The following is a 14035-nucleotide window of genomic DNA, read 5'->3' as shown; positions in this document are numbered from 1 at the left end:
GGGAGCAAGGGTGGCGCAGCCATCGCGGAGCGACGCCGCAGGCTGCCGACCTGTCGGATCCGCACGCGTCCTTGCCGATCGAGCCGGAGCCAGCCTGCTCGCCGACCAGGCGCTCGGAGAGCGCAACCGTCTCGTCGGACTCCTCGGGGGACGTCCGGCGGATAAGCAGCGAGGTCAAACCCTCATACCGCCGCCGCCGCCGGCGCGACGGCGGCGGTAAACCACTGCGATAGGTAGTCAGTGAGCGCACGGGCGTCGGTGGGGACGACGGCTAGGCCGAGGTAGAGGTCGGGTCGGATGAGCAGTAGCCTGCCGCTGCCGTCGAGCTCGTAGCGCTCGGCGATCTCGCCTGTCTCGTCCGGTGTGCGATGGTCGAAGTCGAAGCGTTCGTCATCGGCGATCAGGTGCGTGTGCACGGCGCCGGGGAACTGCCGGTCCAGTTCGTCACCCAGTTCCAGGCCGGCAGTGATCGTGGGCTCGGGGTCGGCAGAGTTGGGCACCACGAGGAGAGTGAACTCGGGCCTGCGGCAGATGTCGTACACGCGCTTGCGCGGCTCGGCGGTCAGTAGGGCGTCCGGTGCCCGGTCTCCAGAGCGCGGGCCCGGGGTCGGGGTGAGGGCTGCCGGGACGACCACGACGTCCCGGTAGGTGTGTGCCAGCCCGGACACCAGGCGGGTGGTGTCGTGCTCCCAGCCCGGGGCCTGGGTGAGCTCCCACCGCTCCACTGGGTCCACCCCGAAGCCCATGACGATCTCGTGCGTGGCCAGCGCACCTTGGCTGACCTGCTGGCCGATCGGCTTACGCTCCGTCTCGTAGCTGTCGAGGATCGTGCTGTCGGCCCGGCCGTGCAGCACCGCGGCGAGCTTCCAGCCGAGGTTGAACGCATCTTGCATGCAGCCGTTCATGCCCTGTCCGCCTGAGGGCGAGTGCACGTGCGAGGCGTCCCCGCAGATGACCAGCCTGCCGTTGCGGTAGCGGTCAGCGATGTTGTTGAGGATCTCCCACGAGGTCGCCCATTCCGGCTCTCCCACGGTGAACCCGATCCCGATCCGGTCGGCCACCTCCTGGAACGCGGCCCGCTTGTCCTCGGCGTAGACGTACTTTTCGGTGGGCTCGCTCATGTAGATGCGCCAGTACTTTCCGGGGAGCCGGGTGCAGTTCATGAACAGGTCCTCGGTGAAGAAGTAGTTCATCCACCGGTCGTCGAAGGTCACGTTGTCTAGCTCGACGTCCATCATCGCCATGGCGGCGACTCGCTGGCCGACGAAGTCGATCCCGGCGGCCTCCCGCACGAAGCTGCGCACGCCGTCGCAGCCGACGACCCACTCGTACCGTGACCGCTCGACCTTCCCGTCGGGCAAGGCGATCTCGACCCCGACTTCGTCGGTGCCGTCGTCGATCCCGGTCACCTCGGTTCGGTACTCCGGGGTGAGTGAGTACAGCGCGTGCAGGTGCTCGCGCAAGACCTGCTCGAAATCGTTCTGGTTGATCTTGTAGTAGAACGGGAACCGGGTCGGCAGGCCACGGTAGTCCGTGCGGGGCTGCTCGTCCTCGGCGAGGTGCGGGAAGTGGTAGATGTTGCCCGGGCACTCCAGGCACACTTCCTCGAGCCGGTGGGCCAGCCCGAGGTGCTCGAACATCTCCATCGAGCGCGCATGGACGGTCATCGCGCGGGTCGTGTGGGACGGGCCGCGGCGCTTTTCCACGAGTCGGACAGGGATCCGCCGGCGAAGCAGCTCGTGGGCCAGGATGAGGCCGGTCGGGCCCGCTCCGACGATCAGAACGCGTGGTGCTTCCGTCATTGGAGGCATTTCCCTTCTCTCACTCATGTGTGGTGGCTGGCGACCCCTCGGAAAGGGCCGTCGTCAGTCCGGCCTGCTCGGCGAGGATTTCGGTCAGCGCCTCGGGCACGGACAGGAACGGCGAGTGGCCGCTGTCGAGCTCGTAGTGGTGGTCGGCCAGCGCCGCCCGTTCTCGCTGCCGGTCGACCCGGACCACGGCGTCCCGGGCGCACACGACATAGGCGCTCGGCAGGTGAGTCCAGGCGGGCGGGTCGACCGGGTCGGCGGGCACTGCGCTGCGCATCGGCCGGAGTCGAGCCATGGCCGCGGCGGCCGTGTCGGGGGCGCAGTCGGAGTAGAACGCTATCTGGGCGGCGGCCTCGACCCGCGACCAACCGTCCGGGTCGGTCGTGGTCGCCGCGTGCAGACCGGGGTGGACGTTCCAGCGGGGGGTGAGGGCGGCCTGAGACTCGCAAGGCAGTGGCAGCCGTGCGGCTACGAAGATCAGCCGGTCCGCCTGGTGGCCCGCGGCAGCTGCGACGATGCCCGCGTAGCTGTGCGCCACGAGAGTCACCGGGCCGCTGCGGCGCAGGTCCGCCACGGCAGACCGCAGCGCATCGACGTCGTTCCCGAACCCGGTCAGTGGGAGGTCCGGAGCGCGGCTGCGGATTTCCCGCTCGGCGAGCCCACGCTGCACGGCGTCCCAGCACCAGCCGCCGTGGTAGGCCCCGTGGACGAGTAGGACCGAGCTCCCCATCGCGATGGTTCCCAAGTCGAGGGTCAGCGCACGTCGTTGTTGGGCGAGTGATCGCCGGACAGCCAACGGTCCAGGTCCTCGCGGGCGGTGCGTAGCCGGACGGCGTTCAACTCCTCGACGTTCGCCGCGTCGGCGGTGAACTCGAGCAGCAGGCCATTGGGGTCGCGGGTGTAGAGCGAGCGGCAGTACCCGTGGTCGAGCACGTAGGTCTCGGCCGGGTCCCACTCCTCGGCGCGCAGCCGATCCTCGATGCCGCGCTGCACCGCGTCGGTGACCTTGAGCGCGATGTGGCTGAACGGTGAGCGCGGCATCTCCGGCCCGAACAGCGTCTGGTCCTCGGGGTCGGCGAACTGGAAGAACGCCAGCGCGCTGCCGTCACCCAGGCCGTAGAAGGTGTGGCAGTAGGTCCGCTCCTTACCGAACAGGTCTTCGACCTCGGTCCAGGTCGCGACCAGCGGCATCCCGATCAGATTCTCGTAGAAGGCCCGGGTGGCCTCTTGGTCGCGGGTGACAAAGGCGTTGTGGTGCAGTCGGGCGGGCAGCGTGGTGTGGTCGGCGTCCTCGGTGCGCTCGGCGACGGGGTGGGACGACATTTGTGGGGCCTCCTATGAACAACATCGTCGGACAGACGTCCGCTGCACGGACATACATACTTTTGAGCTCACTCGCCGCGGTGTCAAGTCCTTCCTGGCGCCTCCAGAGTGACTGCGATCTGTTGTTCGGTCCGTAGAACGGACGATGCGGCCACTGACCCACGGGAGTGGGCTTCGACTATGGTCGCGAGCTGTAGTTTCCTGATGAATCCGTTGTCCGCTAGACGGACAGAAGCTGTGGAGGTTCCCGTGGCCCGAGACGCCGGTCCCGATTTCATCGAGGCGCTTGCGCGCGGGCTGGACGTGTTGACCTCGTTCGGCACTCGGCGTGGTGCCCCGTCCCTGTCCGAGATCGCCGAGTCGGTGAACCTCACCCGGCCGACCACCCGGCGGATCCTGCTGACCCTGGCCGAGCTTGGCTACGTGCGGGCCGCCGACGGACGGTTCGCACTCACCCCGAGGGTGCTGGAGCTGGGCACGGCCTACGTTGCCTCCACCGGGCTCTGGGACATGGCCCAGCCGCACATGGAGGACTTGGGGCGATCGACCGACGAGTCCTGCTCGGTGGCTCAGCTCGACGGGTCCGACATTGTGTACGTGGCCAGGGTGGCGGCACCGAAGATCGTCGCGCTGCGGGTCGAGATCGGCACGAGGTTCCCCGCGTACGTCACATCGTTGGGCAAGGTCCTGCTCGCCGCGCTGCCGCCGGAAGAGGCCGACCGCACGCTGGCGCTACCCAGCCGCTCGGGCCTGACCGCCCGACACCCCGTCGACCCCGTCGAGCTCGGGCGCGAGCTGCGGGACGTCCGCGCCCGCGGCTGGGCCAGCACCGACCAGGAATTGGCCCTGGGTATCCGCTCGGTCGCCGCCCCGCTGCGGGACGGCACCGGCCGGGTCATGGGCGCGCTCAATGTCAACTGTCACGCCTCGGAAACGTCCATGGACACACTCCTGCAGACTCTTCTGCCCAGACTGCTCGAGGCCGCCGCCGCGATCAGCCTGGACTTCGCCCGAGCGTCCGCCCTGCCCCGCGCGGAGATCACCAGAGTGCATTGACGAAGGAGGCGCCCTCACGCAGAATCGGCCTTGGCGGACAGTTGTCCGTCAGTCGGACAGAGGGAGGATCCTGGTGACATCTACGGAGGCTGCCCCGCAGGGCGGAGCGCGCGGGCCTCTCTCGGGGCTGCTCGTGGCGGACTTCTCGCGCGTCCTCGCCGGCCCCTACGCGACCATGCTGCTGGCCGATCTCGGCGCCGACGTGGTGAAGGTCGAGAGCCCCGAGGGCGATGAGACCCGCAGCTGGACCCCGCCCCTACGCAACGGCCGGTCCACCTACTACCTCGGGGTCAACCGCGGAAAGCGTTCGGTCTCCCTGGACCTGCGGGACGCCGACGATGCGGCCGCCGCCCGCGAGCTCGCCCGCCGCGCCGACGTCCTGGTCGAGAACTTCCGCCCGGGCGGACTGGGCAAGTACGGCCTGGACTTCGACTCGGTGCAGACCACAAATCCCGCGCTCGTCTACGCGTCCATCTCCGGCTTTGGCTCCGGCCCAGGGCGACACATCCCTGGCTACGACCTCGTCGTCCAGGCGGTGTCCGGGCTGATGAGCCTCACCGGCGAGCCCGACGGCGACCCGCTGCGCGCCGGCATTTCGGTCTTCGACGTGATGGCGGGCAACCACGCGTTGATCGGGATCCTGGCAGCGCTCCGCCACCGGGACGCCACCGGCGAAGGCCAGCACGTGGAGGTCAATCTGCTCTCCTCCGCGCTGACCGGGCTGGTGAACCACAGCTCGGCCTGGGTCGCGGGGGATACCGTCCCCTACCGGATGGGCAACGCGCATCCCAGCGTCTTCCCGTATGAGCCGTTCCCGACCGCCGACAACGACCTGATCATCGCCGCGGCGAACAACGGCCAGTTCCGGGCACTGTGCAAGGTCCTCGACATCCCCGCCGTCGCGGACGACGTGCGCTTTGCGACCAACACCGAACGCACCGCGAACCGCGAGGAATTGCGCCCGCTGCTGGTGGACCGGCTGCGCACCCGAGCCGCGCTCGAGTGGTTCGACCTGCTGAACGATGTCGGAGTACCGTGCGGCCCGATCAACACCATCGACGGTGGCTTCGCCATGGCCGAGCGCTTCGGACTGGACCCGGTCGTCGAGGTCGGTGAGGGGACCGAGGCCGTGCCCACCACCCGCAACCCGATCCGCTTGTCGACGAGCCCGGTCGCGTACCGGCTGCCGCCGCCGCAGCACGACCAGCACGGCTCCAAGATCCGCGAATGGTTGGCGGACTCGGCGTGACCGGCACCGAGAATCGGACGATCGAGTACGAGACTGCGCTCGGGGCCTCCTCCCGCCATGCCATCACGCTGCTCGGGAAAGACCTCGCCGCGGACGTCATGGGCGAGGTCGGCTTCGGCGAGCTCGCCTTCTGGCTGGTCACCCAGCGACGTCCCGAGCCCGACGAGGTCCGGGTCTTCGAGGCAGTGCTCGCGGCGCTGGCCGACCACGGGTTCACCCCCACAGCGATCACCACCCGCCTGACCTACCTGTCTGCGCCGGACTCCGTGCAGGGCGCGCTCGCTGCCGGACTGCTGGGCGGGGGCTCCCGCTTCCTGGGCGTGACCGAGGACTGCGGCCGTTTCCTGCACGACGTGCTCGTAGCCGCCGCCGCACTGCCTACCACCGACGAGTGTTGGGATGAACTGGCCCGGGAGGCCGTCCGCACGCGGCAGGCCGCGGGCCGGTTCGTCCCCGGCCTGGGCCACCACGTGCACAAGGACGGCGACCCCCGGGTCCCGCGGCTATACGAGATCGCCCGCGAGGCGGGCCACTGCGGCCCGCACTTGCGGCTGCTCGAGGCGATCGGCCGAGTGCACCAGGAGATCGTCGGACAGAAGCTGCCGATCAACGGAGCCGGCGCCTGCGGCGCCGCACTTGCCGACCTCCGGCTCCCGCTGGAGCTGCTGCGCGGCTTCGCCCTGCTCGCCCGCACCGCTGGCCTGCTCGGCCAGCTCGCCGAAGAGCTGCGCAACCCCGTTGCAAACGAGGTCTTCCTTTCCGTAGACCAAAATAGCCGGCCGGTACCGCCGCAGCCCGACCTCGGCGACGACCTGCAGTGAGCCTGGCCCCCGGGGCCCCGCCGCGCTGACCGACTTCACGGACCGCTACCCGAAGCCGGCCTCGCCGAACGCTCGCAGCGCGGCGTTGAAGACGGCGGCCTCGTTCCGGTGCGCCGTGTCCGCGACGAGCGACGAGTCGGAAAGGGCGTTCATGAACTGAGATCTATCCGACCGGCCGAGGTTGGCCCCGGCACACTGCTGGCGTTACGGGAATCTACGAACGATCATTCGCGGACGCGGACGCGGACGCGGACGCGGGCAGGGCAGCGGCGGTCTTCGCCGCCGACCGCTTCGTCCGCCGGTAACGGACTCCGTGAAGTGCCCGGCCGCGGTCGACCGCGGCGCGCCGCCGGATACAGCCCGCATTCGCTGCGGGCCGCGTTCGTTACCTGGGCCCACCTACGCGGCGCCTTCGACCGCGAGATCGCCGCACAAACCCAGCACCGCTCACTCGCCTCGGCCGGCGGCTACGTGCGGGTCGAGAACGCCCGGGCCTCGAACGCAGCCACCAACATGGGGCATCTGATGACCCGGGCCCGAATGGCGTTCACCCTGTGAGTCGCGCAGAGGTACATGGCTCTAGGGTTCGAATCGCCCTGTCCGGCGTGCCAGCGACGGCGGGTGGCCATAGCGTCGTCGGTAAGCCGCCGCGAACCGGCTTGCGCTCGAGAATCCCCACCGGGCGGCGATCTCGCTGACCGATAGCCCGGTGTCGCCTTCGATGTCCGCGCGGCATGCTGCAGCCGGACACCGACGAGCTGCTCGGTCGGTGAGCAGCCTGCCCGCTCCTGGAAGCCCTCCTGCATCCGGCGCACGCTGGTCCCGGCCAGGCTCGCCATGTCCGCGGCGGTCCACCCGAGCCGGGTCGTCCCTGATTGCGTCGACGCCCCGCCCGATCGCGAGCGGACGAGGTGCTGGACCCAGAACCCAGGTCGGGGCAGCTTGCCAAGAGGAAGCCGGCCGTGACCGCGCCGGCGAGCTGCTCACGCACGACGGCCTGATCGGCAAACAATCATGGTCCACGGAGCTGTCCGGCCAGGCCCCCGACCAGCCTCCGCCAGTCCCTCCCGCTGTTCCCGGCCAATCCAAGCTGTTCGGGGAGCGCCCCGGCGGCGCGGACCGGCTCCAGGGCCAGGACCCGCTCGGCCTCACGGTCCAGCCAGTCCCGGTCGAACTTGACCCCCAGCACCGTGCAGGTCGCGTCCCAGTGGCTGATTAACGACGGTGTGTCCGCCCGAAACACAGTTGCCTGTCCGGTCACCGACGTAACGACACCGTGTCTGCCCCGGCTCACGAGCCACCCATCCTTGAGCGCTGTCCGTGACAGCGACCGCTGATCAGGCGAGGCCTAGGCCCGCGGTGCCGGAGTACCCGCGGCGTCGGGCGCGGGCGTATGTGCGTGGACCTAGTACTGCAACGGCGGCTGCCGCGGGCCTTCTCGAACCCGCGGCTGATGTACACCTGGCGCGCACCCGGTGTGCCTCGTTCCAGGTCGGACAGACGGGAAAGACGTCGCGACGCTCCGGCGCGCGCTTCGGTGCCTGCTTGCCGGACATGCCTCGCGAGATCCGCCTCCAGCAGCAGCGCCAGCTCCCGGTCCACTTCCTCGATCGCGGGAATCGCGGACTCGATCGCCGTCACCGCCGCGTCGGCTCGTGCCGACCGGGTCAGCGCGCTCGCCAGCTGCCGCACCGCCCGGACGCGCAGTTTCGGTTCAGTGGTCATCTCCGTCGCCGCACGCAGGTGGTCGATCGCCGCCCGGGAGCCGAGGCGCGGCTCGGCGACGCCCAGCTCGAGGAGCACCTCGCCGCGCTCGTCGAGCGCGGGCGGTTCGGCCAGCGCCCGCTGCAGCCACGCCACCGCCGCTGCGGGCGCCCCACGGGCCAGCCGCACGCGAAGCCGACGTCCGCAGCGACGTCGCTCTCGCGCGGAGCCCGGCCGTCCCGAACCCGGACGAGGCGTGGTCGTGTCGCCACCGGTCCTGTTCCCTCTCAGGCCCTTTCGTGACCCGCCCGCGGGCCGACCACCTCAGCTTCTGGTATATCGTATCTTGATACACCAAGGAGGATCATGACCAAAGAGATCACGTCCGTCGACCCCGCCGTGCTCGAGCTGCTGGGCCGCGCCAGTACCGCGACGTTGACCACCCAGCTGTTCGCCCGAGGGTTGCGAAATGCGTTCATGGTGGGGCTGGCGCCCGTCAACCCGAACCGCACCAAGTTCGTCGGCGAGGCCTTCACCCTGCGCAACATCCCGGCTCGCGAGGACCTCGACACCCTCGCCGTCTTCAAGGACTACGACCACCCGCAGCGGCTCGCGGTCGAATCCGTGCCCGCGGGGCAGGTGCTGGTGATGGACTGCCGTGGTGATTCACACGCCGCGTCGGCCGGACACATCCTGGTCACCAGGATGATGCGACGCGGGCTGGCCGGACTCGTGACCGACGGTTCGCTCAGGGACTCGCCCGCGATCAGCCAGACAGACTTCCCCTCGTTCTCGGCCGGCGCGTCCGCGTCGCCGAACCTAGCCCGCCACCACGCCGTCGACATGCAGGTGCCGATCGGCTGCGCAGGCGTGCCCGTCTACCCGGGCGACATCATGGTGGGCGACGACGAAGGCGTCGTCTGCGTGCCGCGGGAACTCGCCGCCGAGATCGCACAGGCCGCCGTCGACCAGGAGAAACTGGAGGAGTTCATCCTCGGCGAGATCGACAACGGCGCCCCGCTGCGCGGCACCTACCCCCCGGACGAGGCCACGCTGGCGCGTTACCGGGCCGCCGGCTGAGCTAGTCGGCCGGGATCTTCTCCAGCGAGTGGTCGATGTGTGCTCGCATCAGAGCCTCGGCGCCGTCGACGTCCCCGGCGGCGACGGCGCCGAGGATCTCCTCGTGCTCGGCGTACTCCGGCTCCCAGCTCGGGGAGTCGTCGCGCCACAGCATCGAGACGGCGAAGAGCGCGAGCTGGTCCTGCAGCTCGTCGAGCGCTGTGACGATCAGCGGGTTGCCGCAATGGGAGTACAGCAGCCGGTGGAACCGGCGGTTGGCCATGCTCAGCGCGGCGTACTCCCCGCCGTCGATGGCCTCGCGGGACTGGCGGAGAAGCTCCCGGGCCCGGTCGAGCTCCACCGTAGGGAAATCCGTCGTGGCGCGGCGGACCGCGTGCGGCTCCAGCAGGACCCGCATCTCGTAGACCGACCGCACGGCGGCTGCGTCGAGCACCCGCACCACCGATCCCCGATTCGGCGACATGGTGATCAGCCCGCTGCGAGCCAGACTGATGAGCGCCTCGCGCACGGGCGTCTTGGAGATCCCGAACCTCTCCGCGAGATTCCGTTCGACGAGCTCCGATCCCGGCGCCAGCGTGCCGGTGAGGATCGCCTCCCGGATCGCCTCCGCCACCAGGCTCGAACGGGAGCTGAGCAAGGGGAGCGGCGAAAGATCAGAAGCGGTCTGCACCATGTGTGGTCTCTCCCATGCCGTAGGCAGGCGTCGAACAGTGAACGGTACAGAATATACCAGTATACTACAGTTACCCTGCGCACGATCATGCCCGTGGATCAGCACACCGCGTGACGGCGCCGGACGGATCGACGGAAAGGTAGTCACCCGTGCCCACCCAGACCAGAACGGTCGAGACCGACACCGCGGCCGAGGAGCTGGAGTCGGCGCTCGCCGCCGCTGCCGCCGCGGCCGGGCCATTCGCGGCACTCCCACCGAAGGAACGGGCCGGCATGCTCGCCGCGGTGGCCGAGGGGCTCGATGCCGCCGCCGGGGAACTGGTCCCGATCGCGATGTCCGAGAGCGGCCTGCCGGAGGCCCGGCTGCGCGGCGAGCTGACAAGGACCGCCACCCAGCTCCGGATGTTCGTCGAGGTTCTCGCGGACGGTCACTACGCGGGGGTGGTCGTCGACCGCGCCGACCCGGACTTCGTGCTCGGACCGCGCCCCGAGCTGCGCCGGGCGAAGTTCGGGATCGGCCCCGTGCTGGTGTTCGCGGCCAGCAACTTCCCCTTCGCCTTCAGCGTGGCCGGTGGCGACACCGCCTCCGCGCTCGCCGCCGGGTGCCCGGTGGTCCTCAAGGCCCACCCCGGGCATCCGGAGCTGTCCGCGCGGACCGGGCGCATCGTGACCGAGGCGCTGCGCGGTGCGGGAGCCCCCGACGGCACCTTCGCCGTTGTGTTCGGCGTCGACACGGGGATCGCCGCGCTGCGTGACCCCCGGATCGCCGCGGCCGCGTTCACCGGATCGGTGCCGGCGGGCCGGGCGCTGGGTGACATCGCCGCCTCCCGGCCGGTGCCGATCCCGTTCTACGGCGAGCTGGGCAGCATCAACCCCGCGATCGCCACCCCGTCCGCGATCGCGGCCCGCGGCCCTGAGATCGCTGCGGGCTACGTCGGGTCCTTCACGCTCGGAGCCGGACAGTTCTGCACCAGCCCGGGGCTGTTCTTCCTGCCCGCGGGACACGGCCTGGAAGGCGCTCTCACCGACGGTGCGGCGGCGGTGCCGAATGCACGGATGCTGACGGACGGTGTGCACGCCGGCTACGTCATGCGGCGCGCCGAGGTCGTCGCCGCCCCGGGGGTCCGGATCCTGGCCGAGGGCGCCACCGCGGACGGCCTCGCCGTGGCGCCGACCCTGGTCGCGACCGACATCCGGGCGCTCCTCGAGCACCGGGACGAGCTGCTTGACGAGGTTTTCGGCCCGCTGTCGATCGTCGTCGAATACCCCGACGTCGAGGACCTGATGACGGTCGTGGACCAGCTTCCCGGGAGTCTCACCGCCACCCTGCACACCGGTCCGGACGACGGCGCTGAGCTGGCCCCGTTGGTGCAGGCGCTGCGGTCCCGCGTGGGCCGGCTGCTGTTCAACGGCTGGCCGACCGGCGTCGCGGTGACTCCCGCGATGCACCACGGTGGCCCGTACCCGTCGACCACGGCGTCGCTGCACACGTCGGTGGGCGCCACCGCGATCGAGCGCTTCCTGCGGCCGGTGGTCTACCAGGACGCACCGGAGGCGCTGCTCCCGGCCGAGCTGCGCGAGGACAACCCGCTGGGGCTGCCCCGCACGGTCAACGCGGCCGGCGAGTCGTCCCGCTGGGGCCGGCCGGTGATCCCGGGCTGACGGCTCCGAGGGCGTCTGCCACCAGAACGGCCGCCGCGATACTCGCGGCGGCCGTTCTCGTGCGGCGGTGGGTCTGTCCGGGCCTGTCTCGGTCAGCTCACCGTCAGCGGCTCGACCTTGATCACGAAGGCGTAGATCGCCGCACCCAGGATCGTGACGGCTCCGATGACCAGTAGCGGGAGCACGTACCCGCCCGTGGCACTGACCATCACTCCGACCGCCAGCGGGGAGAAGATCCCACCGATCTGGGAGCCGAAGTTCTGCAGGCTGGCCAACGAGGCCACGTTCCGGGCACTGGGCGCCACGTCCGCGGGCAGGGACCAGACCGCGCCGCCGGCGAAGCCGAGGAACCCGTAGGAGATGGCGAGCAGGGCGATCGCCTGGCCGACACCCGGAGCGATCGCGGCGAGCGCGATGAGCGAGCCGCCCAGCATGCCGACGACGAGCGGGACCTTGCGGGCCAGGGCCAACCGCACGCCGCGGCGGACCATGAGGTCACCGAGCCAGCCGCCGGCCCACCCCATCGCGATCGAGGCGATGCCGGGGATGACGCCGTAGATCCCGATCTCGAGGAGCTCCATCCCCCGGGCCTCGACCAGGTAGCTGGGGAACCAGGTGACGAAGAAGTACACGACCGACGCCCGGCACACGTAGCCGACCACCATCCCCCACACGGTCCGGTAGCGCAGCAGGTCCCGCCAGCGCAGGGCCTTCTCCGCCGCCCTGTCCTCCTCGGCGACGAGGGTGTTGCCGCCCTCGATGTAGGCGACCTCCTCGGCCGAGGCGAGCCGGTGCTCGCGCGGCTTCCGGTAGAAGGTGAACCAGCCGATCGCCCAGAGCACCCCGAGCAGACCGGTAACGGCGAAGGACCACTGCCAGCCGAGCAGCCCGATCAAGATGGTGCAGATCGGCAACGCCAGCGCGGAGCCGGCCTCGGTGCCGGAGTTGAAGACGCTGGAGGCGAAGGCCCGTTCGCGGCGGGGGAACCATTCCGACACGACCTTGGTGTTGGACGGCATGATCGGTGCTTCGCCGAGGCCGAGCAGCATGCGCAGCCCGAGCAGCGAGGTGAATCCCCTTGCCACCGCGACGGCGGCCGTGAAGATGCCCCACCATGCGGCCGCCGCCGCGAACATCACCCGGGCGCCGAGGCGGTCGACGAGCCATCCCGACGGCAGCTGCGCCACCGCATACGTCCAGAAGAACGACGACAGGATGACGCCCTGCAGGGCCGGGTCCAGGTCGAGGTCGTCCTCGATGAAGGGGAGCGCGACACCCAGGTTGGCCCGGTCGATGTACGCGATGGCGGTGCCGATCGCCGCCATCGCGATGATCATCCAACGGACGCGGGTGCGGCGACGGGGCTTCCCCCCGGATGCGCCGGCCGGCCGCTCGTCGTGCATGAGCTGGCCCTCTTCCATGAGATCTCCTAGCTGCTCCGATAGGCGAGATCGACGAGCTCGAAACTCGGTGTAGGTTCGGTATATCAGCATATGATGTTCCAGTACCAGTCAACGGACCTGCGGAAGCACCGATCGCAGGTGCACGACCCCGAGGAGCGACATGTCCAACGGCTTCCTGACCTCCGCCGGCCCCCTAACCGAGTTCACGACGGCGCTCATCCAGCGGCTCGGATCGCCCGCCGACATCGCGGCCGAGGTGGCGTCGCACCTGGTGCGCGCCAACCTGTCTGGCCATGATTCCCACGGTGTCGCCCGGCTGCCGCAGTACGTGGGCCAGATCGACCAGGGCGCCTTGTCCCCGGCGGCCAGGCCCACGGTTCTGACCGACGCGGGAGCCGTCGCGGTCATGGACGCACAACGAGGCTTCGGTCAGTACTCCTCCGCGATGGCGCTCGACTGGGCCATGAAGCGAGCCGTGGAGCACGGGGTCGCGGCCGTGTCGATCCGGCGGTCGATGCACGTCGGACGGCTCGGTGAGTACTCCGAGCGGGCCGCGGACAAGGGCCTGATCGCGATGATCACGGCCGGCTCGGTCGGCGAGCAGGTCGGCGGCGTCGGGATGCCCGGAGCGCGCGGACGCTACTTCGGGACCAACCCCTGGTCGTTCGGGTTTCCGAGCACAGGCGACCCGGTGATGTTCGACGGTTCGATGTCCACCGTCGCCGAGGGCAAGGTCCGGCTGGCCCGGGCGACCGGCAAGACCCTTCCGCCCGACTGCATCGTGGACCCGTCCGGCGAGCCCAGCCAGAACCCCGACGACTTCTACGCCGGCGGAGCGCTACTGCCCCTGGGTGGGGACGTCGCGGGCCACAAGGGGTACGGGCTGGCGCTCACCTCGGCGCTGCTCGGCGGGCTGTCCGCGGTCGGGGACACCGACCCCACCGTGCTCGGCGCCCAGGTCGCAGCTGACGGCGACCCCCGGGGCCGAGTGTCCGGCATGTTCGTGCTGGTGCTCGACCCCGCCACGTTCTCCGGAGACGGTTACCCCGAACTGGTCGGGGCGGCCTCGGCCGGGATCAAGCGGGCCCCGGCGCGGTCGGTGGAGGCCGGTCCACTACTGCCCGGCGAGCCGGAACTGAGGGCGCGGGCCGCGCGCTCCGAGGCAGGGATCCCGCTCGCGGACGCCACGTGGAACGACCTCGTCGGGCTCTCCGAGCGTTTCGACGTCACCCTGCCCGCGTCCGCATAGACGGCCGG

The 14035-nt window shown here is 70.2% G+C and carries 15 protein-coding genes; 7 read left to right on the top strand and 8 right to left on the bottom strand.

Features of this window, described 5'->3' with window-relative positions; genetic code table 11:
* Positions 1–182: 182 nt before the first annotated feature.
* The 3 genes from ACLFMI_RS11290 to ACLFMI_RS11280 are packed head-to-tail and all read right to left on the bottom strand — an operon-like array spanning position 183 to position 3131.
* Complete coding sequence (locus ACLFMI_RS11290) at positions 183–1802, bottom strand: FAD-dependent monooxygenase (RefSeq protein ID WP_410947738.1); 1620 nt, start codon at positions 1800–1802, stop codon at positions 183–185.
* A gap of 19 nt (positions 1803–1821) precedes the next feature.
* The gene (locus ACLFMI_RS11285; RefSeq protein WP_410947737.1) at positions 1822–2538 is read right to left on the bottom strand and encodes an alpha/beta fold hydrolase; all 717 of its coding nucleotides are present in this window, start codon (positions 2536–2538) and stop codon (positions 1822–1824) included.
* Positions 2539–2561: 23 nt separating this feature from the next.
* Positions 2562–3131: a VOC family protein gene (locus tag ACLFMI_RS11280; protein WP_410947736.1), complete on the bottom strand. Its 570-nt coding sequence runs from the start codon at positions 3129–3131 to the stop codon at positions 2562–2564.
* Between the two features lie 249 nt (positions 3132–3380).
* On the opposite strand from ACLFMI_RS11280, the gene ACLFMI_RS11275 reads away from it, so the two are divergent.
* The 4 genes from ACLFMI_RS11275 to ACLFMI_RS11260 all read left to right on the top strand — a co-directional run bounded on the left by ACLFMI_RS11275 (position 3381) and on the right by ACLFMI_RS11260 (position 6815).
* Positions 3381–4187, top strand: coding sequence for an IclR family transcriptional regulator domain-containing protein (locus tag ACLFMI_RS11275; RefSeq protein ID WP_410947735.1), 807 nt, complete (start codon positions 3381–3383; stop codon positions 4185–4187).
* Positions 4188–4260: 73 nt separating this feature from the next.
* The gene (locus ACLFMI_RS11270; protein WP_410947734.1) at positions 4261–5436 is read left to right on the top strand and encodes a CaiB/BaiF CoA transferase family protein; all 1176 of its coding nucleotides are present in this window, start codon (positions 4261–4263) and stop codon (positions 5434–5436) included.
* The gene (locus ACLFMI_RS11265; protein WP_410947733.1) at positions 5433–6257 is read left to right on the top strand and encodes a citryl-CoA lyase; all 825 of its coding nucleotides are present in this window, start codon (positions 5433–5435) and stop codon (positions 6255–6257) included. The genes ACLFMI_RS11270 and ACLFMI_RS11265 overlap by 4 nt, the downstream gene beginning before the upstream one ends.
* 318 nt (positions 6258–6575) lie before the next feature.
* A complete protein-coding gene (locus tag ACLFMI_RS11260) occupies positions 6576–6815 on the top strand; it encodes a site-specific integrase (RefSeq protein WP_410947732.1) in 240 nt (79 codons plus the stop codon).
* Positions 6816–6836: 21 nt separating this feature from the next.
* Here the strand turns inward: ACLFMI_RS11260 and ACLFMI_RS11255 are convergent, their stop codons facing one another.
* The 3 genes from ACLFMI_RS11255 to ACLFMI_RS11245 all read right to left on the bottom strand — a co-directional run bounded on the left by ACLFMI_RS11255 (position 6837) and on the right by ACLFMI_RS11245 (position 8117).
* Positions 6837–7112, bottom strand: a complete 276-nt coding sequence (locus ACLFMI_RS11255; protein WP_410947731.1) for a helix-turn-helix domain-containing protein — start codon at positions 7110–7112, stop codon at positions 6837–6839.
* 157 nt (positions 7113–7269) lie between these two features.
* Entirely contained in the window at positions 7270–7551 is a 282-nt protein-coding gene (locus tag ACLFMI_RS11250; protein WP_458788580.1) for an AraC-like ligand-binding domain-containing protein, read from the bottom strand.
* Positions 7548–8117, bottom strand: a complete 570-nt coding sequence (locus ACLFMI_RS11245) for a hypothetical protein (protein WP_410947729.1) — start codon at positions 8115–8117, stop codon at positions 7548–7550. The genes ACLFMI_RS11250 and ACLFMI_RS11245 overlap by 4 nt, the downstream gene beginning before the upstream one ends.
* A gap of 210 nt (positions 8118–8327) precedes the next feature.
* Here ACLFMI_RS11245 and ACLFMI_RS11240 point away from each other — a divergent pair, with 210 nt between their 5' ends.
* Positions 8328–9041, top strand: a complete 714-nt coding sequence (locus ACLFMI_RS11240; protein WP_410947728.1) for a ribonuclease activity regulator RraA — start codon at positions 8328–8330, stop codon at positions 9039–9041.
* A 1-nt stretch (position 9042) separates the two neighbouring features.
* On the opposite strand, the gene ACLFMI_RS11235 is transcribed toward ACLFMI_RS11240, so the two are convergent.
* On the bottom strand, positions 9043–9654 hold the full coding sequence (locus ACLFMI_RS11235; RefSeq protein WP_410947727.1) for a GntR family transcriptional regulator: 612 nt from the start codon (positions 9652–9654) through the stop codon (positions 9043–9045).
* A 209-nt stretch (positions 9655–9863) separates the two neighbouring features.
* Here ACLFMI_RS11235 and ACLFMI_RS11230 point away from each other — a divergent pair, with 209 nt between their 5' ends.
* A complete protein-coding gene (locus tag ACLFMI_RS11230; protein WP_410947726.1) occupies positions 9864–11375 on the top strand; it encodes an aldehyde dehydrogenase (NADP(+)) in 1512 nt (503 codons plus the stop codon).
* Positions 11376–11467: 92 nt separating this feature from the next.
* Here ACLFMI_RS11230 and ACLFMI_RS11225 read toward each other — a convergent pair whose 3' ends face one another.
* Complete coding sequence (locus ACLFMI_RS11225) at positions 11468–12796, bottom strand: MFS transporter (RefSeq protein WP_410947725.1); 1329 nt, start codon at positions 12794–12796, stop codon at positions 11468–11470.
* Positions 12797–12938: 142 nt separating this feature from the next.
* On the opposite strand from ACLFMI_RS11225, the gene ACLFMI_RS11220 reads away from it, so the two are divergent.
* Positions 12939–14027 (top strand): Ldh family oxidoreductase, encoded by a 1089-nt coding sequence (locus ACLFMI_RS11220; RefSeq protein ID WP_410947724.1) that lies wholly within the window; start codon positions 12939–12941, stop codon positions 14025–14027.
* Positions 14028–14035 lie beyond the last annotated feature (8 nt).

It is taken from the genome of Pseudonocardia nantongensis (genome assembly GCF_046546495.1).
GTDB lineage: Bacteria > Actinomycetota > Actinomycetes > Mycobacteriales > Pseudonocardiaceae > Pseudonocardia > Pseudonocardia nantongensis.
This window is presented reverse-complemented; position numbering and strand designations above follow the sequence as displayed.

What these genes read in the sequence shown, in the direction of transcription:
- ACLFMI_RS11225 (WP_410947725.1), bottom strand. Translation starts at nt 12,796, where the DNA reads ATGGAAGAGGGCCAGCTCATGCACGACGAGCGGCCGGCCGGCGCATCC.
- ACLFMI_RS11290 (WP_410947738.1), bottom strand. Translation starts at nt 1,802, where the DNA reads ATGACGGAAGCACCACGCGTTCTGATCGTCGGAGCGGGCCCGACCGGC.
- ACLFMI_RS11285 (WP_410947737.1), bottom strand. Translation starts at nt 2,538, where the DNA reads ATGGGGAGCTCGGTCCTACTCGTCCACGGGGCCTACCACGGCGGCTGG.
- ACLFMI_RS11280 (WP_410947736.1), bottom strand. Translation starts at nt 3,131, where the DNA reads ATGTCGTCCCACCCCGTCGCCGAGCGCACCGAGGACGCCGACCACACC.
- ACLFMI_RS11240 (WP_410947728.1), top strand. Translation starts at nt 8,328, where the DNA reads ATGACCAAAGAGATCACGTCCGTCGACCCCGCCGTGCTCGAGCTGCTG.
- ACLFMI_RS11220 (WP_410947724.1), top strand. Translation starts at nt 12,939, where the DNA reads ATGTCCAACGGCTTCCTGACCTCCGCCGGCCCCCTAACCGAGTTCACG.